This is a genomic window from Rhodoferax sp. P1_F3 (assembly GCF_056405715.1).
Genome location: NZ_JBFUBO010000007.1, coordinates 187,210 through 203,153, shown reverse-complemented (window position 1 = coordinate 203,153; position 15,944 = coordinate 187,210). Strand labels below are relative to the sequence as shown.

The window sequence follows — 15,944 nt, the reverse complement described above, 5'->3', positions numbered from 1 at the left end:
CATCATCCGCGGCACTGGTTAACGGAACGCACACCGGCGTCGTTGAGCACGCCGCGCAGCTGCTGGTTCTTGCTATCGGGGCGCGGGATGATGTCAAAGTCCAGGAACAGAGGAATACGCAGGGGGCGCACTGCGTCGCCATTGGCGCCGGCAAAGCCGGCCTCGCCCCGACCTAGCTGCAGAACCTCAGAAGCGGTGGTGATCTCGATATGGCCATCGCGCACAAACACGTACAAGCCCTCTGTGCCTTCAGGCAAGGCAGTACCAGAGAAAAGCTGCTGCATATCCACTTTGACCTCGTCAGGACGCGGCAAATCGCCCAGCGTGGGCTCGGTCAACACCCGCACTTCATCGCGGCTCACAAACAGGCCCTGTCCGGCCTCCAGTACCTGCAAACCGGTTTGTCCATTGGGCGTGACTTCAATAGAGCCCAGCCAGGTGAAGAAGCTGCAACTGCCTTCGCTGGAGCAGTCCATGTCCAGCCCTGTGCCGCGAATACCAATGGTGGACGTGGCCGTGGTGAAACCCACATTGCGCTGGTTGGCCTTACCGATAAGTCCGGTCAGCGCCCGCATGGAGCCCTGCAACAACGAGACCAGGAAGCGCCCCTCACGCGGGCTAGCTTGGTCAAACACAAAGCTGTCGACCTTGAAACGGGTGTTGGCGCCTATGGTCACGCGGCTCTCGTCGCGAAACGCGAAAACGGCCGTAGCACCCACGCCGGTTTCCACCACATCGCCAGGGTACACACTGCCGCCGGGCACCACACGGCGCCGGGTGCCTGTGGCATCCAGCACGCTGGCATCACCCAACAGGGTGACCAGCTTGGCACTGGCCAACACCATGTTGCTGCGGGCCGGGTCGGGCACCTTGGCCGACTCGGCCTTGCAATCGGCGGTGCAAATGCGCGCATCAAAGTCCGTGCCGCGGATACCAATGGTGGCCGTGGCCGTGACCACACGCGCCGCGCCCGGCGTGCTTTTGTTGATCAGCCCCGTGATGGCGCGAAACCCGCCGCGCAGCAACTGCAGCACCAGGCTGTTGTTCTCCGCGTTTTGCTTGTACTCGTATTGCTGGATCAGGATGTCAGAGTTGGGGCGCACCGTCATCTGCGTGCCGTCCTGCAGCTTGACGATGGCGTAGGCGCCATCGGCCGTGGTGAGGCGGTCGCCCGCCTGCAAGGCCAGGCCTTGCCCCAGCGTGCGCGGCGTCTGTCCGGCTGATTGGGCAAACCCTACGCCGCGCGCAAACTCCACCTGACCTGCGGGCTGCGCCAGCGCAGCAGAGACGCAAGCCATGGCCAGCGCCAACACGGCAACCAGTGTCTTCAGACTCGGCATATTTCGCCCTCCACCACCAGCCCGTCGGTCCCCTTGCCCTTCTCGTCCTTGGTGTCCTGCCGGATCAGTAGGGTTTCGAACTTGTCGGCGAAATCGGCGGTGGTGCTACCCGCAAACGGCTGCAGGGTGGTCACTGCCTTCGTCACATTGCCAATGGCGCCGCTGGTATTGGCCTTGTAGCCATACACCTTGAGCCCACCCGCATCTACCATGGCATCCACCGTGGCGTTACTCACCGTGGTGTTGATGCCGGTGCCAATATCAGGACTGCTCAGTGTGCCGGTGCCGGACAGCGTGATCGCGCCCACAGGCGTAAAACCCCCAAGCAAGCCGGTTGGCCCCGTCAGCGTGGCACCGGCTAGGCTGATCGACGTGGTGCCGTCATAGGTTTTGGTGATGGATCCACCCAAGCTGCCGGTGAGTACCGCCCCCACTGCGGGGTCGTAGAGCACGCCGTTGCCGGTGCCCAGCACCGTCGCGCCATAGGCTGCATTGAACTGCTTGAAAGCAGGAGTGGAAACAAAGCTGTGTCCAGCCAGGCTCTTGACATAGGCCAGCCAGCGCCCAGCAGGTGTGGTGATGGAAGCCGTGGCGTTGCCCATGGTGCCATCGGTGCGCAGCACCACGGCGTCACCCGCCGCGCTGGCATTGATGGAGCCTGCCAACGTGAGGTTGCCCACGGCATAGGCATTGAGCGACCCCACCGATAAGTTGGTCAACGACAGGGCATTCGCATCCTGGAGACTGACCGCGCCGGCACCGGAAATGGCGACAGAGCCAAAATTGTTGCTGCTATTGGTCAGCGTCACGCTGCCACTGCCAGTGTTCAACGTCGTGAGTCCGGACACCGACAAGGCCGTCGCCTGGGTCAACGCACCGCCCGCAGTGCGAATTTCCAGATCCCCCGTGGTAGTGATGGCCCCCAGACTCAGAGCACCGGTGTTCCAGTAGAGGAACTGGTTTGTATTGCCACCGGTCTTGACTGCACTGAAGGTGCTGACCGTGTTGGAGCCATCCAGGGTGGCATAACTGTCGCCTAGCAGGTTCAGCGTGGAGGCGGTGATGCCAGCCCCCGCCCCTATCGTGGATACACCACCCGTGCCAAATTTCAGCGTGATGGTGTTGCCTGCAGACGCCAACGCACCCGTGATGCTGACGCCACCACCACTCTCCAGAGTGAGGTTGTCATTGAATGTAGCTGTACCGGCTGAGATCAAACCCGTGTGCGTAGCACTGCCGATGGTGATGCCTGAAAACCCGTTGCTTAGAGCCCCAAGCTCCGTCGCATCCAGCGTAAAGGTCCCCGCGCCGTTGCCCACTCCGATGCTGGTGCTGCCGGTCAAAGGCTTGAGCGACAGGGTACCCGTACTCTTGATCGAGACGCCGGACCCGATGGCGATGTCTTCCAGCACCCCGCCAGCCACAAAGCTGATGGCGCCCGAAGCGGACGCGCCCCCAATGGTGACGGCACCGTTGCTGCCGTCCAGTTGAAAACTGTGCTGCGAGGCCACGCCTGAGCCCGCACCGGTGAAGCTGATGGAAGCAGAGCCCGAGGACGTCACACTCACCGCCTGCCCAAAACCATACGCACGCACCCCTTCGGAATTTCCTGTCGCGGTGCCATCAATGGTGACCGAGCCGTTGGTGGAGGACACAGAAAGCCCTGAAGTACCACCCGCAAGCAAGACACCGTAGTTCAAGCCACCCGTGCTGCCAGCTCCGCCATTGCCGGTGATGGACACGTTTCCGCTGGAAGTCGCGCTCACCGTACCCCCATTCAGATAAACCCCCATGTTGGAGCCTGTGCCGTTGCTGCCGCCCGTACCCGTGAGCGCAATGGCACCGCTGGCCGTCTGGATGGTTCCACCTTGCAACAAAATGCCGTACTTGTTGTTGTACACCCCGCCGCTGGCGCCTCCAGTGCCGTTGAGGGTAATGTTGCCGCTGGTGGTTATCAGGGAACTGCCCGTACCCACTTCAATGCCACTGTTGATGCTGGGAATGCCTGCAACGCCAGCGCCCGTGATGCTGATATTGCCCGTCTCCGCGCTCAAGGTAGCGCCGGTCAGCTTGACCCCGGTGGTATTGGTGGCGTTGCCAACGCCGCTCAGCGTGATACTGCCGCCCTTGCTGGTAATGGCAGAACCGGTGTTCATCACAATCGCGCCACTGGCGGTCAAAACCACGTCCAGCGGATGGGCCGTTGATGTCGAGCTGATACTGATGCCGCCGTTCACAACGATATCGTTGTCCGCCTGAAGCGTCAGCGAAGTGCCGGCGCCGGCACTCTTGGTCACGTTGGACCCCACCACGATGTTGCCCGCGCCACCACCGCTGCTGGAGGTGCTGACCGTCACATTGTTTGACACCAACGCGGCGTCCAGCGTCGCAGTTGTCAACAGGGAGTCCGTTGGGGTGCCCGCCGTTGAAAACAGCGTGGGGCCCGCAAGGTCCACGGAGTTATCGGTTCCCGCCATGCCCAACGCAGTGGCCGTCGCCTGGTCCACCGCGATGTAAATATTGGTGGGGTCCAACAGCAAAGTGCCTTTCTTGCCATTGGCGGCGCTGGTTGTCACCTTGCCGTTGAACGACAAAAAGTTTTTGCCGGACACCTCAACCATCCCACCATTTCCGCCCAGGGAACCGCCATTGGCGTTGATGGTGCCGAAATACCGTGTGGCGTCGTCAGACCACACGATGACCTTGCCGCCGTTGCCGTTGGTTCGGGCATTCGCCAGCAACTGTGTATTCGCTCCCACATAGGCGGCCTTGGCGTTTTGCACCAGCGGATTCTTGCCCTGGTAATCGCCACCCACCAGAATCTCGCCACCACCGGTAGCTCCGGATGCGTCTACGACAGCGTTATCGGTAACCGCCACGCGGTTGCCCAGAATGGCCACGCTGCCGCCCTTGCCTGCAGCGCTGCTGACATCGACACGGGCGTCTCCGCTGACATAGGTGTCGCCGCTAGCTTTCAACACCACCTTGCCGCCTTCCATTGTGGCCATGGTTGCTTGGATGGCACCGCTGTGCCGAAGCGTCCCCGCGAACATGCCCACGGCACCGGCTTTCAGCGTTCCCAGATTCACTGCAGAGTCCGTGGGCGCCTGCACTTGCAGGTAAATGCCCTCCAGGCCGCGACCTGTGAGCTCCACCTTTTGCCCAGCCGCCAGAATCGTGCTGCCATTGGGTGCCTCGATGAGCGCGTCTTTGCCCGTGTCCACGCTGGAGCCAATCAGAACCACGTCGCCGCTACGCGCCAGAATGCGGCCCTGAACCGACACGCCCGAAGTCGCTGTGCTGTCGTCACCAAAGCGCAGGCGCCCTGCCAGGGCATCGGCATCTGACATGCGCAAGGCCGACGCAGTAAAGCCAGCCGTATCTACCACGGCTCCGGTACCCACGGCAATGCCGGCCTGGTTGACCAGCACCAGGCTGCCGTTGCTCGACAAGGTACCAAACAACAGAGACGGGGTATTGGTCACCACCCGGTTGATGGAAGTGCTGGCCGCGCTGGGCTGCTGAAAATGGGTGGCGCTGCCCGCCGGAATGGAGAAACTTTGCCAGTTGATGGCCGAGTAGTTGGTGCCTGCACCGTTCTGCGTGGTCACCACCAAGCGGTTGCCCGTCGTGGCCATATTGGCCGTACCCACGATGGCCACACCGCCTTCTGGGTTGGCGAAGGCCACAGATGTGGTCCCCATCCAACCCACCGCAATGGCTAGCGAAAGCGCCCCCAGTCGCAATGGCGGAGACGCCACAGGCCAGGCCAATGCCCTTCCTCCCCTTACGCCGGCTGCCGCACGCCCACCGCTGCTGGCAATTTCAGCCACGGCCACCATGGCGCCCAGCGCACTGTTCCAGACAGTGCGGTAAACATGGTTCAGCGATGCACGATTCGACATATGGGAGCCCCCCGACAACACAACCCTGGACCTGCGCTCCGTGTGTGCAACGCCACACCCACGGCCTGTGGCGAGTATCCGTCGAAATGCCGCCGCGTCCCTTACAAATTCTCAAGCCTGCGCCAAGAGGATTACACGAGAACCCGTTCAATGCCCCCGGCATTGGCCGTTTGCACGTACTCGGGCATCCAGTCTTTGCCCAGAATCTGGTTGGCCATCTCTACCACGATGTAATCGGCCTCCAGCAGGCCCGACTTGAGGTCGTCCTGGTAGCGGTTCAGGCCCATCAGGCAGCTGGGGCACGAGGTCAGAATCTTCACGTTCTGCTCAGGCTGCACGCTGCCGGTTGCCCGCAGCGTGGCTTCGCCCTTGCGAATCTCTTCTTCCTTGCGGAAGCGGATCTGCGTGGACACATCTGGGCGCGACGAGGCCAGCCCCCCGCTTTCGCCGCAGCAGCGCTTGCTCTCCACCACACCATCGCCCACCAGCGCCTTCACGGTTTTCATGGGCTCCTGCATCTTCATGGGGGTGTGGCAGGGGTCGTGGTACAGATAGCCACCACCGGCGGCCGCGCCCAAGGTGATGTTCTTCTCCAGCAGGTACTCATGGATATCCATGATGCGGCAGCCAGGGAAGATCTTCTCAAACTCGTAGCCTTGCAACTGGTCGTAGCAGGTGCCGCAGCTCACCACCACGGTCTTGATGTCCAGGTAGTTCAGCGTGTTGGCCACGCGGTGGAACAACACACGGTTGTCGGTGATGATCTTCTCGGCCTTGTCGAACTGACCCGAACCCTTTTGGGGGTAGCCGCAGCACAGGTAGCCCGGGGGCAGCACGGTTTGCACACCGGCATGCCACAGCATGGCCTGTGTGGCCAGGCCCACCTGGCTGAACAGGCGCTCCGAACCACAGCCGGGGAAGTAGAACACTGCCTCGGTCTCCGCCGTCGTGGTCTGCGGGTTGCGGATGATGGGCACGTAGTCCTTGTCTTCAATGTCCAACAAGGCGCGAGCCGACCGCTTGGGCAGGCCACCCGGCATCTTCTTGTTGATGAAGTGGATCACCTGCTCTTTGGGCGAGGCCGGCCCCACCGTGGCGGGCGGCGCCTGCGTCTGCTTGCGGGCCAGCACGTTGAGCACCCGGTTGCCCAGGCGTTGGGCCTTGAAGCTCAGGTCGGTAGCGGTGCGCGCCACGGCAATGGCGCTGGGGCTGGTGGTGCCGATGAACCAGGACTGGAAGGCTGCCGCCGGGCGGAAGCTCTGCTTGTCCATTTTGCGCAGCAGGTTGCGCATGTTCATGGTCACATCGCCAAAGTCAATCTTCACCGGACAGGGCGACTCGCACTTGTGGCACACCGTGCAGTGGTCGGCCACATCTTCAAACTCTTCCCAGTGCTTGACGCTGATGCCGCGGCGCGTCTGCTCTTCGTAGAGGAAGGCCTCCACCAGCAGAGACGTGGCCAGAATCTTGTTGCGCGGGCTGTACAGCAGGTTGGCGCGCGGCACGTGGGTAGCGCACACGGGCTTGCACTTGCCGCAGCGCAGGCAGTCCTTCACCGAATCAGCAATCGCGCCAATATCGCTCTGCTGCATGATGATGGACTCATGCCCCATGAGGCCGAACGACGGCGTATAGGCGTTCGTCAGATCAGCATAGATGGTCGAACCATCTTCAGTCAAATGCGGTGCAAACCCACTACCAGGCTGCGCAGGCAGCTCCTGATTTCGTAGCAACTTGCCTTTGTTGAAGCGTCCCTCGGGGTCCACCTTGGCCTTGTAGGCAATGAAGGGTGCCAGCTCGGCTTCGCTCAAAAACTCCAGCTTGGTGATACCAATGCCGTGCTCGCCCGAGATCACGCCGTCCAGGCTGCGCGCCAGCGCCATGATGCGTTTGACCGCGCCATGGGCGGCCTGCAGCATGTCGTAGTCATCGCTGTTGACGGGGATGTTGGTGTGCACATTGCCGTCGCCCGCGTGCATGTGCAGCGCCACCCAGACGCGGCCCTTGAGCACGCGCTTGTGGATGGCGGTGCACTCCAGCAGGATGGCCTCAAACGCCGCGCCGGTGAAGATGTCTTGCAGCGGCGCACGCAGCTGGGTCTTCCAGCTGGCGCGCAGCGTGTGATCTTGCAGCTGCGAAAACAGCGGCTCCACGTCGTTCAACCACCCCTGCCACTGGCCGCGCACCTGCGCCACCAGCTCCAGCGCCTGCGCCACGCGGTCTTCCAGCAGCTCAGCCGACGGGATGTCATTGGCATCGTCGGTCTTGCCCAGGGGCAAATCGCTGCGCTCAAAGAACTCGGTCAGCGCATCGCACAGCGCCAGCTTGTTCTGCAGACTCAACTCGATGTTGATGCGCTCGATGCCGTCGGTGTACTCGGCCATGCGCGGCAGCGGAATCACCACGTCTTCGTTGATCTTGAAGGCGTTGGTGTGCTTGCTGATGGCGGCCGTGCGCTTGCGGTCCAGCCAGAATTTCTTGCGCGCCTCGGCGCTCACGGCCACGAAGCCTTCGCCACTGCGGCTGTTGGCCAGGCGCACCACTTCGCTGGTCACACGGGCCACATCGTCGGCATCGTCACCAGCAATGTCACCCACCAACACCATCTTGGGAAAGCCGCCACGTTTGCTCTTGGTGGCGTAGCCCACGGCCTTCAGGTAGCGGTCGTCCAGATGCTCCAGGCCCGCCAGCAGCACACCGCTGCGCTTTTGCTCGGCGAACATGAAGTCCTTGATATCCACGATGCTGGGCACTGCGTCACGCGCATTGCCAAAGAACTCCAGGCACACGGTGCGTGTGTGGGCCGGCATCTTGTGCACCACCCAGCGCGCGCTGGTGATGAGGCCGTCGGTGCCCTCTTTCTGGATACCGGGCAGGCCGCTGAGGAACTTGTCCGTCACGTCCTTGCCCAGGCCTTCCTTGCGGAAAGTGGCGCCGGGGACGTCCAGGCGCTCCTTGCGGATCGGCGTCTTGCCATCGGCCTTGTAGTACTGCAGCTCGAAGCTGGCCACCTCCACGTCATGGATCTTGCCCATGTTGTGGTTCACGCGTGTCACTTCCAGCCACTCGGCCTGCGGCGTCACCATGCGCCAGCTGGCCAGGTTGTCCAGCGCCGTGCCCCAAAGCACAGCCTTTTTGCCACCCGCGTTCATGGCAATGTTGCCGCCAATGCAACTGGCTTCGGCCGAAGTCGGATCAACGGCAAACACAAAGCCCGCACGCTCGGCCGCATCGGCCACGCGCTGGGTCACCACACCGGCTTCACTCCAGACGGTGCCCACTTCGCGGTCCAGGCCGGGCAGGACTTTCATCTCCACCTCGGTCATGGCTTCAAGCTTTTCGGTGTTGATGACCGCGCTCTTCCAGGTCAGCGGGATGGCACCGCCCGTGTAGCCGGTACCGCCCCCACGCGGGATGATGGTCAGCCCGAGGTCGATACAGCCCTTTACCAAGCGAGCCATTTCCTCTTCCGAATCGGGGCACAGCACCACAAAAGGGTATTCCACGCGCCAATCGGTCGCATCGGTCACATGGCTCACGCGGCTCAGGCCGTCAAACTTGACGTTGTCTTTGGCGGTGAGCTTGTAGAGCAGCTTTTGGGTCTTCTTGCGCAGGGCCGCCACTTCCACAAAAGCAGCATCAAAGGCCTTCACCGCCGCACGGGCGGCCACCAGCAGTTGGCCCACCATGGCGTCGCGCTCGGGGTCGGCCTGCGGGGTGCGGCGTTTTTCCACCTCACCCAGGCGGTGGTTCAGCGCGTCCACCAATTGGCCGCGGCGCTTGGGGTTGTCCAGCAGGTCGTCCTGCAAATAGGGGTTGCGCTGCACCACCCAGACATCACCCAGCACCTCATACAGCATGCGGGCAGAACGGCCAGTCTGGCGCTCACCGCGCAAGTGGTTGAGCAAGTCCCAGCTCTGAGACCCCAGGAGGCGAATCACGATCTCACGGTCGGAGAAGGACGTGTAGTTGTAAGGAATTTCGCGAATGCGTTCTTGCACATGCGCACCAGGGTTGGCGGCGCTGAGGAGGTGATTGAGCGAGGTGGGTGCGTTCATCAGGGTGGGTAGTTGCTGCCAAGGGCCCCAAAACAGGCGTTTTTTGGTAGGCCTTAGATGGTAACGCACCCTCTATTCACGGGCTTTTCTAGTGGAAACCCCTGACCAAATGGTCAAGGTCTCTCGTGTTTAATCAAATTGACACGAATTTGACACGACCCGCACCTAGCATCGCGCCATTCTTCATTCAGGAGCCCCCCCATGTCGATCACCCGCAGAGCCCTTGCCATCGCCGCTGTGTCCGCAGCCGCGTTCTCCGTCCCCACCCTGGCCCAAGCCCAGGTGGATATCCAATGGTGGCATTCCATGACCGCCGTGAACGGCGAATGGGTCAACGACCTGGCCAAGGAATTCAACGCCAGCCAGAAGGAATACCGCATCCTGCCGACCTTCAAGGGCACGTATGACGAATCCATGACAGCCGCCGTGGCCGCCTTCCGCGCGGGCAATGCACCCCACATCCTGCAGGTGTTTGAAGTGGGCACCGCCACCATGATGGCCAGCAAGGGCGCCATCGTGCCTGTGGGCAAGGTGATGACCGATGCGGGCTACAAGTTCGACCCCAAGGTCTACATCCCCGCCGTGGCCGGCTACTACACCGCGCCCAATGGCCAGATGCTGAGCTTCCCGTTCAACAGCTCCACCACCGTGTTCTATTACAACAAGGACGCGTTCAAGGCTGCCGGCCTGGACCCTGAAAAAGCACCGGCCACCTGGGGCGAAGTAGCTTTGGCCGCAGCCAAGCTCAAGGCCAGCGGCCACAAGTGCCCGCTGTCCATTTCCTGGCAGAACTGGACCCAGCTAGAGAGCTTCTCCGCCTGGCACAACGTGGAATTCGCCAGCAAGCAGAATGGCCTGGGCGGCATGGACACACGCCTCAAAGTGAACACTCCACTGCACCAGCGCCACATTGAAAACCTGGCCAATATGGCCAAGCAGGGCCTGTTCGTCTACAAGGGCCGCGGCAACGTGCCCGAGGCCAGCTTTGTGTCTGGCGAATGCGCCATGATGACCACGTCCAGCGGCTTCTACGGCAACGTGAAAAAGAACGCCAAGTTCGCCTACGGTCTGGCCCCCCTGCCCTATTACCAGGACGTGCCCGGTGCGCCACAAAACACCGTGATCGGTGGCGCCAGCCTCTGGGTCATGGCCGGCAAGAAGCCTGACGAATACAAAGGTATCGCCAAGTTCTTCGACTTCATCTCCCAGCCCGAAGTGCAATCCGCCAGCCACAAGCGCACCGGCTACCTGCCTGTGACCACCGCCGCGTACCAGCTGACCGAGAAGTCCGGCTTCTACAAGGAAAACCCCGGCACCGATGTGGCCGTGACCCAAATGATCCGCAAAGTGACCGACAAGTCCCGCGGCATCCGCCTGGGCAACTATGTGCAGATCCGTGCCATTGAGGACGAAGAACTCGAACAAGTGTGGGCAGGTAAAAAGACCGCCAAGGAAGCGCTGGAAGCCATCGTCACCCGTGGCGACGAGCAACTGGCCCGCTTTGAAAAAGCCAACAAATAGGTAGCTGCTGCGAGTGGAAAAACGCGTCTTCTTCAAGTCCGCCTGGCTGCCCTGGGTGCTGATTGCACCTCAGGTGCTGGTCATCGCGGTCTTCTTCTTTTGGCCCGCCGGCCAAGCCCTGCTGCAGTCGGTGCAGCAAAGCGATGCCTTTGGCACTTCGGTGGAATTTGTCGGACTCGAGAACTTCCGCAACCTGTGGAATGACGCGTCCTACCTCGAGTCCTTCAAAACCACCACCGTGTTCTCCGCGCTGGTGGCGGTGCTTGGGCTGGTGCTCTCGCTCACGCTGGCCATTTTTGCGGACCGGGTGGTGCGCGGCTCGGGCATCTACCGCACGCTGCTGATCTGGCCTTATGCCGTGGCGCCCGCCGTAGCGGGGGTGCTGTGGCTGTTCATGTTCTCGCCCAGCATCGGCATCTTGTCGTACTGGCTGCGCCAATGGGGCGTGGGCTGGGACCCGCTGCTCAACAGCACCCACGCCATGGCGCTGATCGTCATGGCTGCAGTGTGGAAGCAGATCTCCTACAACTTCCTGTTCTTTCTGGCCGGGTTGCAGTCCATCCCCAAGTCGCTGATCGAAGCCGCCGCCATGGACGGTGCACGGCCCTGGCGGCGGTTCTGGACCATCCAGTTTCCACTGCTCTCGCCCACCACCTTCTTCCTGCTGGTCATCAACATCGTCTACGCCTTCTTTGACACTTTCGCCATCGTGGATGCGGCCACCAAAGGCGGCCCTGGCAAAGACACGGCCATCCTGGTCTACAAGGTCTACTTTGACGGCTTCAAGGCCATGGACCTGGGCGGCTCCGCGGCCCAAAGCGTGGTGCTGATGGTGATCGTCGTCGCATTGACGGTCGTCCAGTTCCGCTTCGTCGAGAAGAAAGTGAGCTACTGACATGGTTGAACGACGGCTCACGCTGGGCATTCTGGCGCACGTGATTTTGCTGCTGGGGGTGCTGGTCATTGCGTTCCCGATCTACATCACCTTTGTGGCCTCCACCCACACCACCGAAGCCGTGGTGCAAGTCCCCATGCCCCTGTTGCCGGGCACGCATTTGCTGGACAACTATGCCACCGCCCTGTCGGGCGAGCGCACGGGTACCGGCTCGCACGCCTCGGTGGGGCGCATGATGGTGGTGAGCTTTGTCACCGCCATGGTGATTGCGCTGGGCAAGATCGCCATCTCTCTGCTCTCGGCCTTCGCCATCGTGTACTTCCGGTTTCCGTTTCGCATGGCATTTTTCTGGGCCATCTTTGTCACGCTGATGCTGCCGGTGGAGGTGCGCATTGGCCCCACCTACCAAGTGGTGGCGGACCTGGGCATGCTCAACAGCTATGCGGGCCTCACGGTGCCACTTATCGCATCGGCTACCGCCACGTTTTTGTTCCGCCAGTTCTTCCTGACCGTGCCCGATGAGCTGGCCGAAGCGGCGCGGGTGGACGGTGCCGGGCCCATGCGATTCTTCAAGGATATCCTGGTTCCGCTGTCTGCCACCAGCATGGCCGCGCTGTTTGTCATCCAGTTCATCTACGGCTGGAACCAGTACCTGTGGCCGCTCTTGGTCACCACCGAAGAAAACATGTACCCCGTGGTCATCGGCATCAAGCAGATGATCTCTGGGGGCGACGCGCAAACCGAATGGAACATCGTGATGGCCACCGCCATGCTGGCCATGCTGCCGCCGGCGCTGGTGGTCATGCTGATGCAGAAGTGGTTTGTCAAAGGTTTGGTCGATACGGAAAAGTAATAGAGAAATATGGCATCCATCGAACTCAAGAACGTCATCAAACGCTACGGCAGCGGCAAGTCGGCCAACCAGGTCATCCATGGCGTGAACGCGCAGATTGCCGATGGCGAATTCATCGTCATCGTCGGCCCCAGCGGCTGCGGCAAATCCACACTCTTGCGCATGGTGGCAGGGCTGGAGGAAATCAGCGACGGCCAGATTTCGATTGGCGGCCGCGTGGTGAACGACCTGGAACCGTCGGACCGCGACATCGCCATGGTGTTCCAGAACTACGCGCTCTACCCGCACATGAGCGTGTTCGAGAATATGGCCTACGGCCTGAAGATTGCCAACGTGCCCATGGACGAAATCAAGCGCCGTGTGGACAAGGCGGCCAAGATTCTGGAACTGGCACCGTTTTTGGAGCGCAAACCCAAGGCCCTGTCGGGCGGCCAGCGCCAGCGTGTGGCCATGGGCCGCGCCATCGTGCGCCAGCCCCAGGTGTTTCTGTTTGACGAGCCGCTGTCCAACCTGGACGCCAAGCTGCGCGCCCAGACCCGGCTGGAGATCCAGAAGCTGCACCGCGAGCTCGGCATCACCAGCCTGTTTGTGACCCACGACCAGGTCGAGGCCATGACCCTGGCCCAGCGCATGATCGTCATGAACGGTGGCGTGATGGAGCAGTTCGGCACACCCGAAGAGGTCTATACCCGCCCCGCCACCACGTTTGTGGCCAGCTTCATTGGCTCCCCGCCCATGAACTTGCTGAAGAATGCACCCGATGCCCAACCTGGCCTCATCACCGGCGTGCGGCCCGAGCACCTGGACATCACGCCCACCGGCTGGGCGCTGCAGGTGGAGGCCGTGGAAATGCTGGGTGCCGAGCGCCTGATCTACGGCAAATGGGCCCACAAATTGCATGCGGCAGACGCCGACGAGTTGCTGATCATCCGCACCGAAGAGTCCGCCGCCGTGCCCGCGCTGGGCACTACGCTGCATGTGACACCCCGCCCGGACCGCATCCACCACTTTGACGCTGCCACTGGAAAACGCCTAGACACTGTATGAGCGACCCCACTACCCCCGACCTGCCCATCTGGCCCTACCCGCGCTGGGTGGCGCACCGCGGCGCGGGCAAGTTGGCACCCGAGAACACGCTGGCCGCTTTCCGTCTGGGGGCCGGCCACGGCTACCGCATGTTCGAATGCGATGTGAAGCTGAGCAGTGATGGCGTGCCGTTTTTGATGCACGACGCCACCCTGCAGCGCACCACCAATGCGCGCGCCAAGCTCGGCCAAGGCCAAAGCGCCGTGGGTGGCGACCACGTGTGGGGCGCCCTGTCGCAACTGGACGCTGGCAGCTGGCACAGCCGCGCCTACGCGGGCGAGCCGCTGCCCACGCTGGATGCCATTGCCGCGTATTGCATTCGCAACGGCTACTTTCTGAACATCGAAATCAAGCCCACACCGGGCACCGAACGCCACACGGGCGAGGTGGTGGCGCAGCATGCCGCCCGCCTTTGGGCTGGCCAGGCCGTGCCGCCCCTGCTCACCTCCTTTGACCCCGAGGCGCTGGAAGGCGCACAGGCCACCGCACCCCACCTGCCACGCGGCCTACTGCTGGACACGCTGTGGAAAGGCTGGCTGGAAACCGCGCTGAGCCTCGGCTGCCAGGCGATTGTGTGCAACCACGCGCTGTGGGACACCAGCACGGTGACCCAAGCCAAGAGCGCGGGCTTCCGCACTTTGAGCTACACGGTGAACGACGACTGGGCCGCCCAGCGCCTGATGGACCTGGGCACTGACGCCATCATCACCGACCGCGTAGACCTGTTCAGCCCCGCCTGATTGCTATACAAACCATAGCTACTCGCACATATTCTGCGGGGGCTAGGGACCATTTTTCCTATAAAACCTGCGCTGGCAGCCGCATCGGCACATAGGCGATGCCGCGCGTCTGCACCTCAGGTCCTGTAGCCACAAAACCCAGACGCTGGTACACCGGCAATGCATAGGGTGTGGAGTTCACCGTAAAGCCTTGAGTATTGCCACGCGCCAGCGCACGCTGCTGCGCATAGGCCCACAGGCGCGCGGCAAAGCCCTGGCGCTGGAACGCGGTGTCTACAAACAGATGGAACAGGTGCTGGCCATCACGCACGGCCACCACGCCGGCCAGTTGCCCCTCGCATTCCCCCACGCTGTAATCGAACGCATCGGACGCGATATAGCCCGCAATAGCCGCAGACGACACAGTTTGCAGAAACGGCGCCGTGGCGGCCTGCGTAGGGTCTAGCAAAAAATGGTGGGCCAGCCCCTGCACCAAGCGGCTGATGGCGTGGGCATCGTCGGCTTGCGCCTGGCGAATCTGCAGGTCCATGACCTACGTGGCTCAGGACTGAGCCAGCGCCCAGCACACCGCGTCCCGCATGCTGGGCAGGGTCACTGTGGCGGCACTGAAGTCGTGGCTGGCCGACATCTCGGTGGGGATGGCCACACAGGCCAGGCCTGCGGCGACTGCGGCGGCTACGCCATGCTCGGTGTCTTCAAATGCGACCACATCCTGCGCGGCCAGGCCCATGCGCTGCAGGGCCAGCAGGTAGCAATCGGGCGCGGGCTTGCTGTGCACCACATCGTCGGCCGAGACCACGGTTTCAAACGCAGGGGCCAGGTCATGTGAGCGCAACGTGGCGTTGATGGCGTACCCACGCGCACCGGTGACCACGCCCAGGCGCAGTTTGGCGGCCTGCAGTTGAGCGATGGATTCGCGCACGCCGGGCATCAGCGGAAAAGCGTTGGCCTGCAAATAGGCTTGGGCGCTTTCGTTTTTCAGACGGGCCAGCACCTCGGGAGACTCCTGCACGCCGAAGCGCTCCACCAGGTCAGCCGCATTGGCGTCGGTGGGCACACCGGCATACAAATCCTTGTACTGCGCCAGCGTCAGCGCAAAGCCGTAGGGCGCCAGCACCTGGTTCCACAGGGCAAAGTGTTGGCCCTCGGATTCCACCAAGGTACCGTCGTGGTCAAACAAAACCGCCTTAAAACGCATGAGACTCCGATGCAAATGTGATCAACGGCGCAGCGCCCACCACTGGCTGGTAGCGGTGGCCACCACCAAGGCGGCGTAGCCGGCCATCTTGCCGTCGCGCCCCAGCAGCCACAGGGCCAGCCCCAGCGCCACGGCACCCGCTACAGAATTAATAGCTGCCTGCGCAATACATCCGCGGGCTAGCGCCTGCTTTCGATAAAAAACTGGCGCCACAAAGGCCAGCAGGCAACCCAAGGCCAGGGCTGGTGCCACAAAATTCAGCAGGTGATTGAGCAGGTCAAAGAGGCCCATGGTGGTTGGCGCAAAGGCCAATTGGGGCCTCGGTGGTGGGGAAGAAGGGCTCGATTT

At 62.2% G+C, this 15,944-nt stretch carries 11 protein-coding genes; 5 read left to right on the top strand and 6 right to left on the bottom strand.

Annotated features, from left to right (window positions below; translation table 11 throughout):
* Nucleotides 1-2: 2 nt before the first annotated feature.
* The 3 genes from AC1DZ5_RS13625 to AC1DZ5_RS13615 form a co-directional block, all read right to left on the bottom strand.
* On the bottom strand, nt 3-1,340 hold the full coding sequence (locus AC1DZ5_RS13625; protein ID WP_477889882.1) for a FecR family protein: 1,338 nt from the start codon (nt 1,338-1,340) through the stop codon (nt 3-5).
* Nucleotides 1,328-5,245: a two-partner secretion domain-containing protein gene (locus AC1DZ5_RS13620; RefSeq protein WP_477889880.1), complete on the bottom strand. Its 3,918-nt coding sequence runs from the start codon at nt 5,243-5,245 to the stop codon at nt 1,328-1,330. Before AC1DZ5_RS13620 ends, AC1DZ5_RS13625 begins: the two co-directional genes overlap by 13 nt.
* A gap of 131 nt (nt 5,246-5,376) precedes the next feature.
* Complete coding sequence (locus tag AC1DZ5_RS13615) at nt 5,377-9,303, bottom strand: DUF3683 domain-containing protein (RefSeq protein ID WP_477889878.1); 3,927 nt, start codon at nt 9,301-9,303, stop codon at nt 5,377-5,379.
* A 201-nt stretch (nt 9,304-9,504) separates the two neighbouring features.
* On the opposite strand from AC1DZ5_RS13615, the gene ugpB reads away from it, so the two are divergent.
* Genes ugpB through ugpQ form a run of 5 tightly spaced genes read left to right on the top strand, consistent with a single transcriptional unit; the run spans nt 9,505 to nt 14,398 of the window.
* Nucleotides 9,505-10,824 carry a sn-glycerol-3-phosphate ABC transporter substrate-binding protein UgpB gene (gene ugpB, locus AC1DZ5_RS13610; RefSeq protein WP_477889876.1) on the top strand — a complete coding sequence of 440 codons (1,320 nt, stop codon included), beginning with the start codon at nt 9,505-9,507 and terminating at the stop codon, nt 10,822-10,824.
* A gap of 13 nt (nt 10,825-10,837) precedes the next feature.
* Nucleotides 10,838-11,719, top strand: coding sequence for a sn-glycerol-3-phosphate ABC transporter permease UgpA (gene ugpA, locus AC1DZ5_RS13605; RefSeq protein WP_477889874.1), 882 nt, complete (start codon nt 10,838-10,840; stop codon nt 11,717-11,719).
* Nucleotide 11,720: 1 nt separating this feature from the next.
* A complete protein-coding gene (gene ugpE, locus AC1DZ5_RS13600) occupies nt 11,721-12,572 on the top strand; it encodes a sn-glycerol-3-phosphate ABC transporter permease UgpE (RefSeq protein ID WP_477889872.1) in 852 nt (283 codons plus the stop codon).
* Between the two features lie 9 nt (nt 12,573-12,581).
* Complete coding sequence (gene ugpC / locus AC1DZ5_RS13595) at nt 12,582-13,619, top strand: sn-glycerol-3-phosphate ABC transporter ATP-binding protein UgpC (RefSeq protein ID WP_477889870.1); 1,038 nt, start codon at nt 12,582-12,584, stop codon at nt 13,617-13,619.
* Nucleotides 13,616-14,398 (top strand): glycerophosphodiester phosphodiesterase, encoded by a 783-nt coding sequence (gene ugpQ / locus AC1DZ5_RS13590; protein WP_477889868.1) that lies wholly within the window; start codon nt 13,616-13,618, stop codon nt 14,396-14,398. The genes ugpC and ugpQ overlap by 4 nt, the downstream gene beginning before the upstream one ends.
* 58 nt (nt 14,399-14,456) lie before the next feature.
* On the opposite strand, the gene AC1DZ5_RS13585 is transcribed toward ugpQ, so the two are convergent.
* The 3 genes from AC1DZ5_RS13585 to AC1DZ5_RS13575 are packed head-to-tail and all read right to left on the bottom strand — an operon-like array spanning nt 14,457 to nt 15,887.
* Nucleotides 14,457-14,927 (bottom strand): GNAT family N-acetyltransferase, encoded by a 471-nt coding sequence (locus AC1DZ5_RS13585; protein WP_477889866.1) that lies wholly within the window; start codon nt 14,925-14,927, stop codon nt 14,457-14,459.
* A gap of 12 nt (nt 14,928-14,939) precedes the next feature.
* On the bottom strand, nt 14,940-15,596 hold the full coding sequence (locus AC1DZ5_RS13580) for an HAD family hydrolase (RefSeq protein WP_477889864.1): 657 nt from the start codon (nt 15,594-15,596) through the stop codon (nt 14,940-14,942).
* A 21-nt stretch (nt 15,597-15,617) separates the two neighbouring features.
* Nucleotides 15,618-15,887 (bottom strand): hypothetical protein, encoded by a 270-nt coding sequence (locus AC1DZ5_RS13575; RefSeq protein WP_477889862.1) that lies wholly within the window; start codon nt 15,885-15,887, stop codon nt 15,618-15,620.
* Between the last annotated feature and the right edge of the window lie 57 nt (nt 15,888-15,944).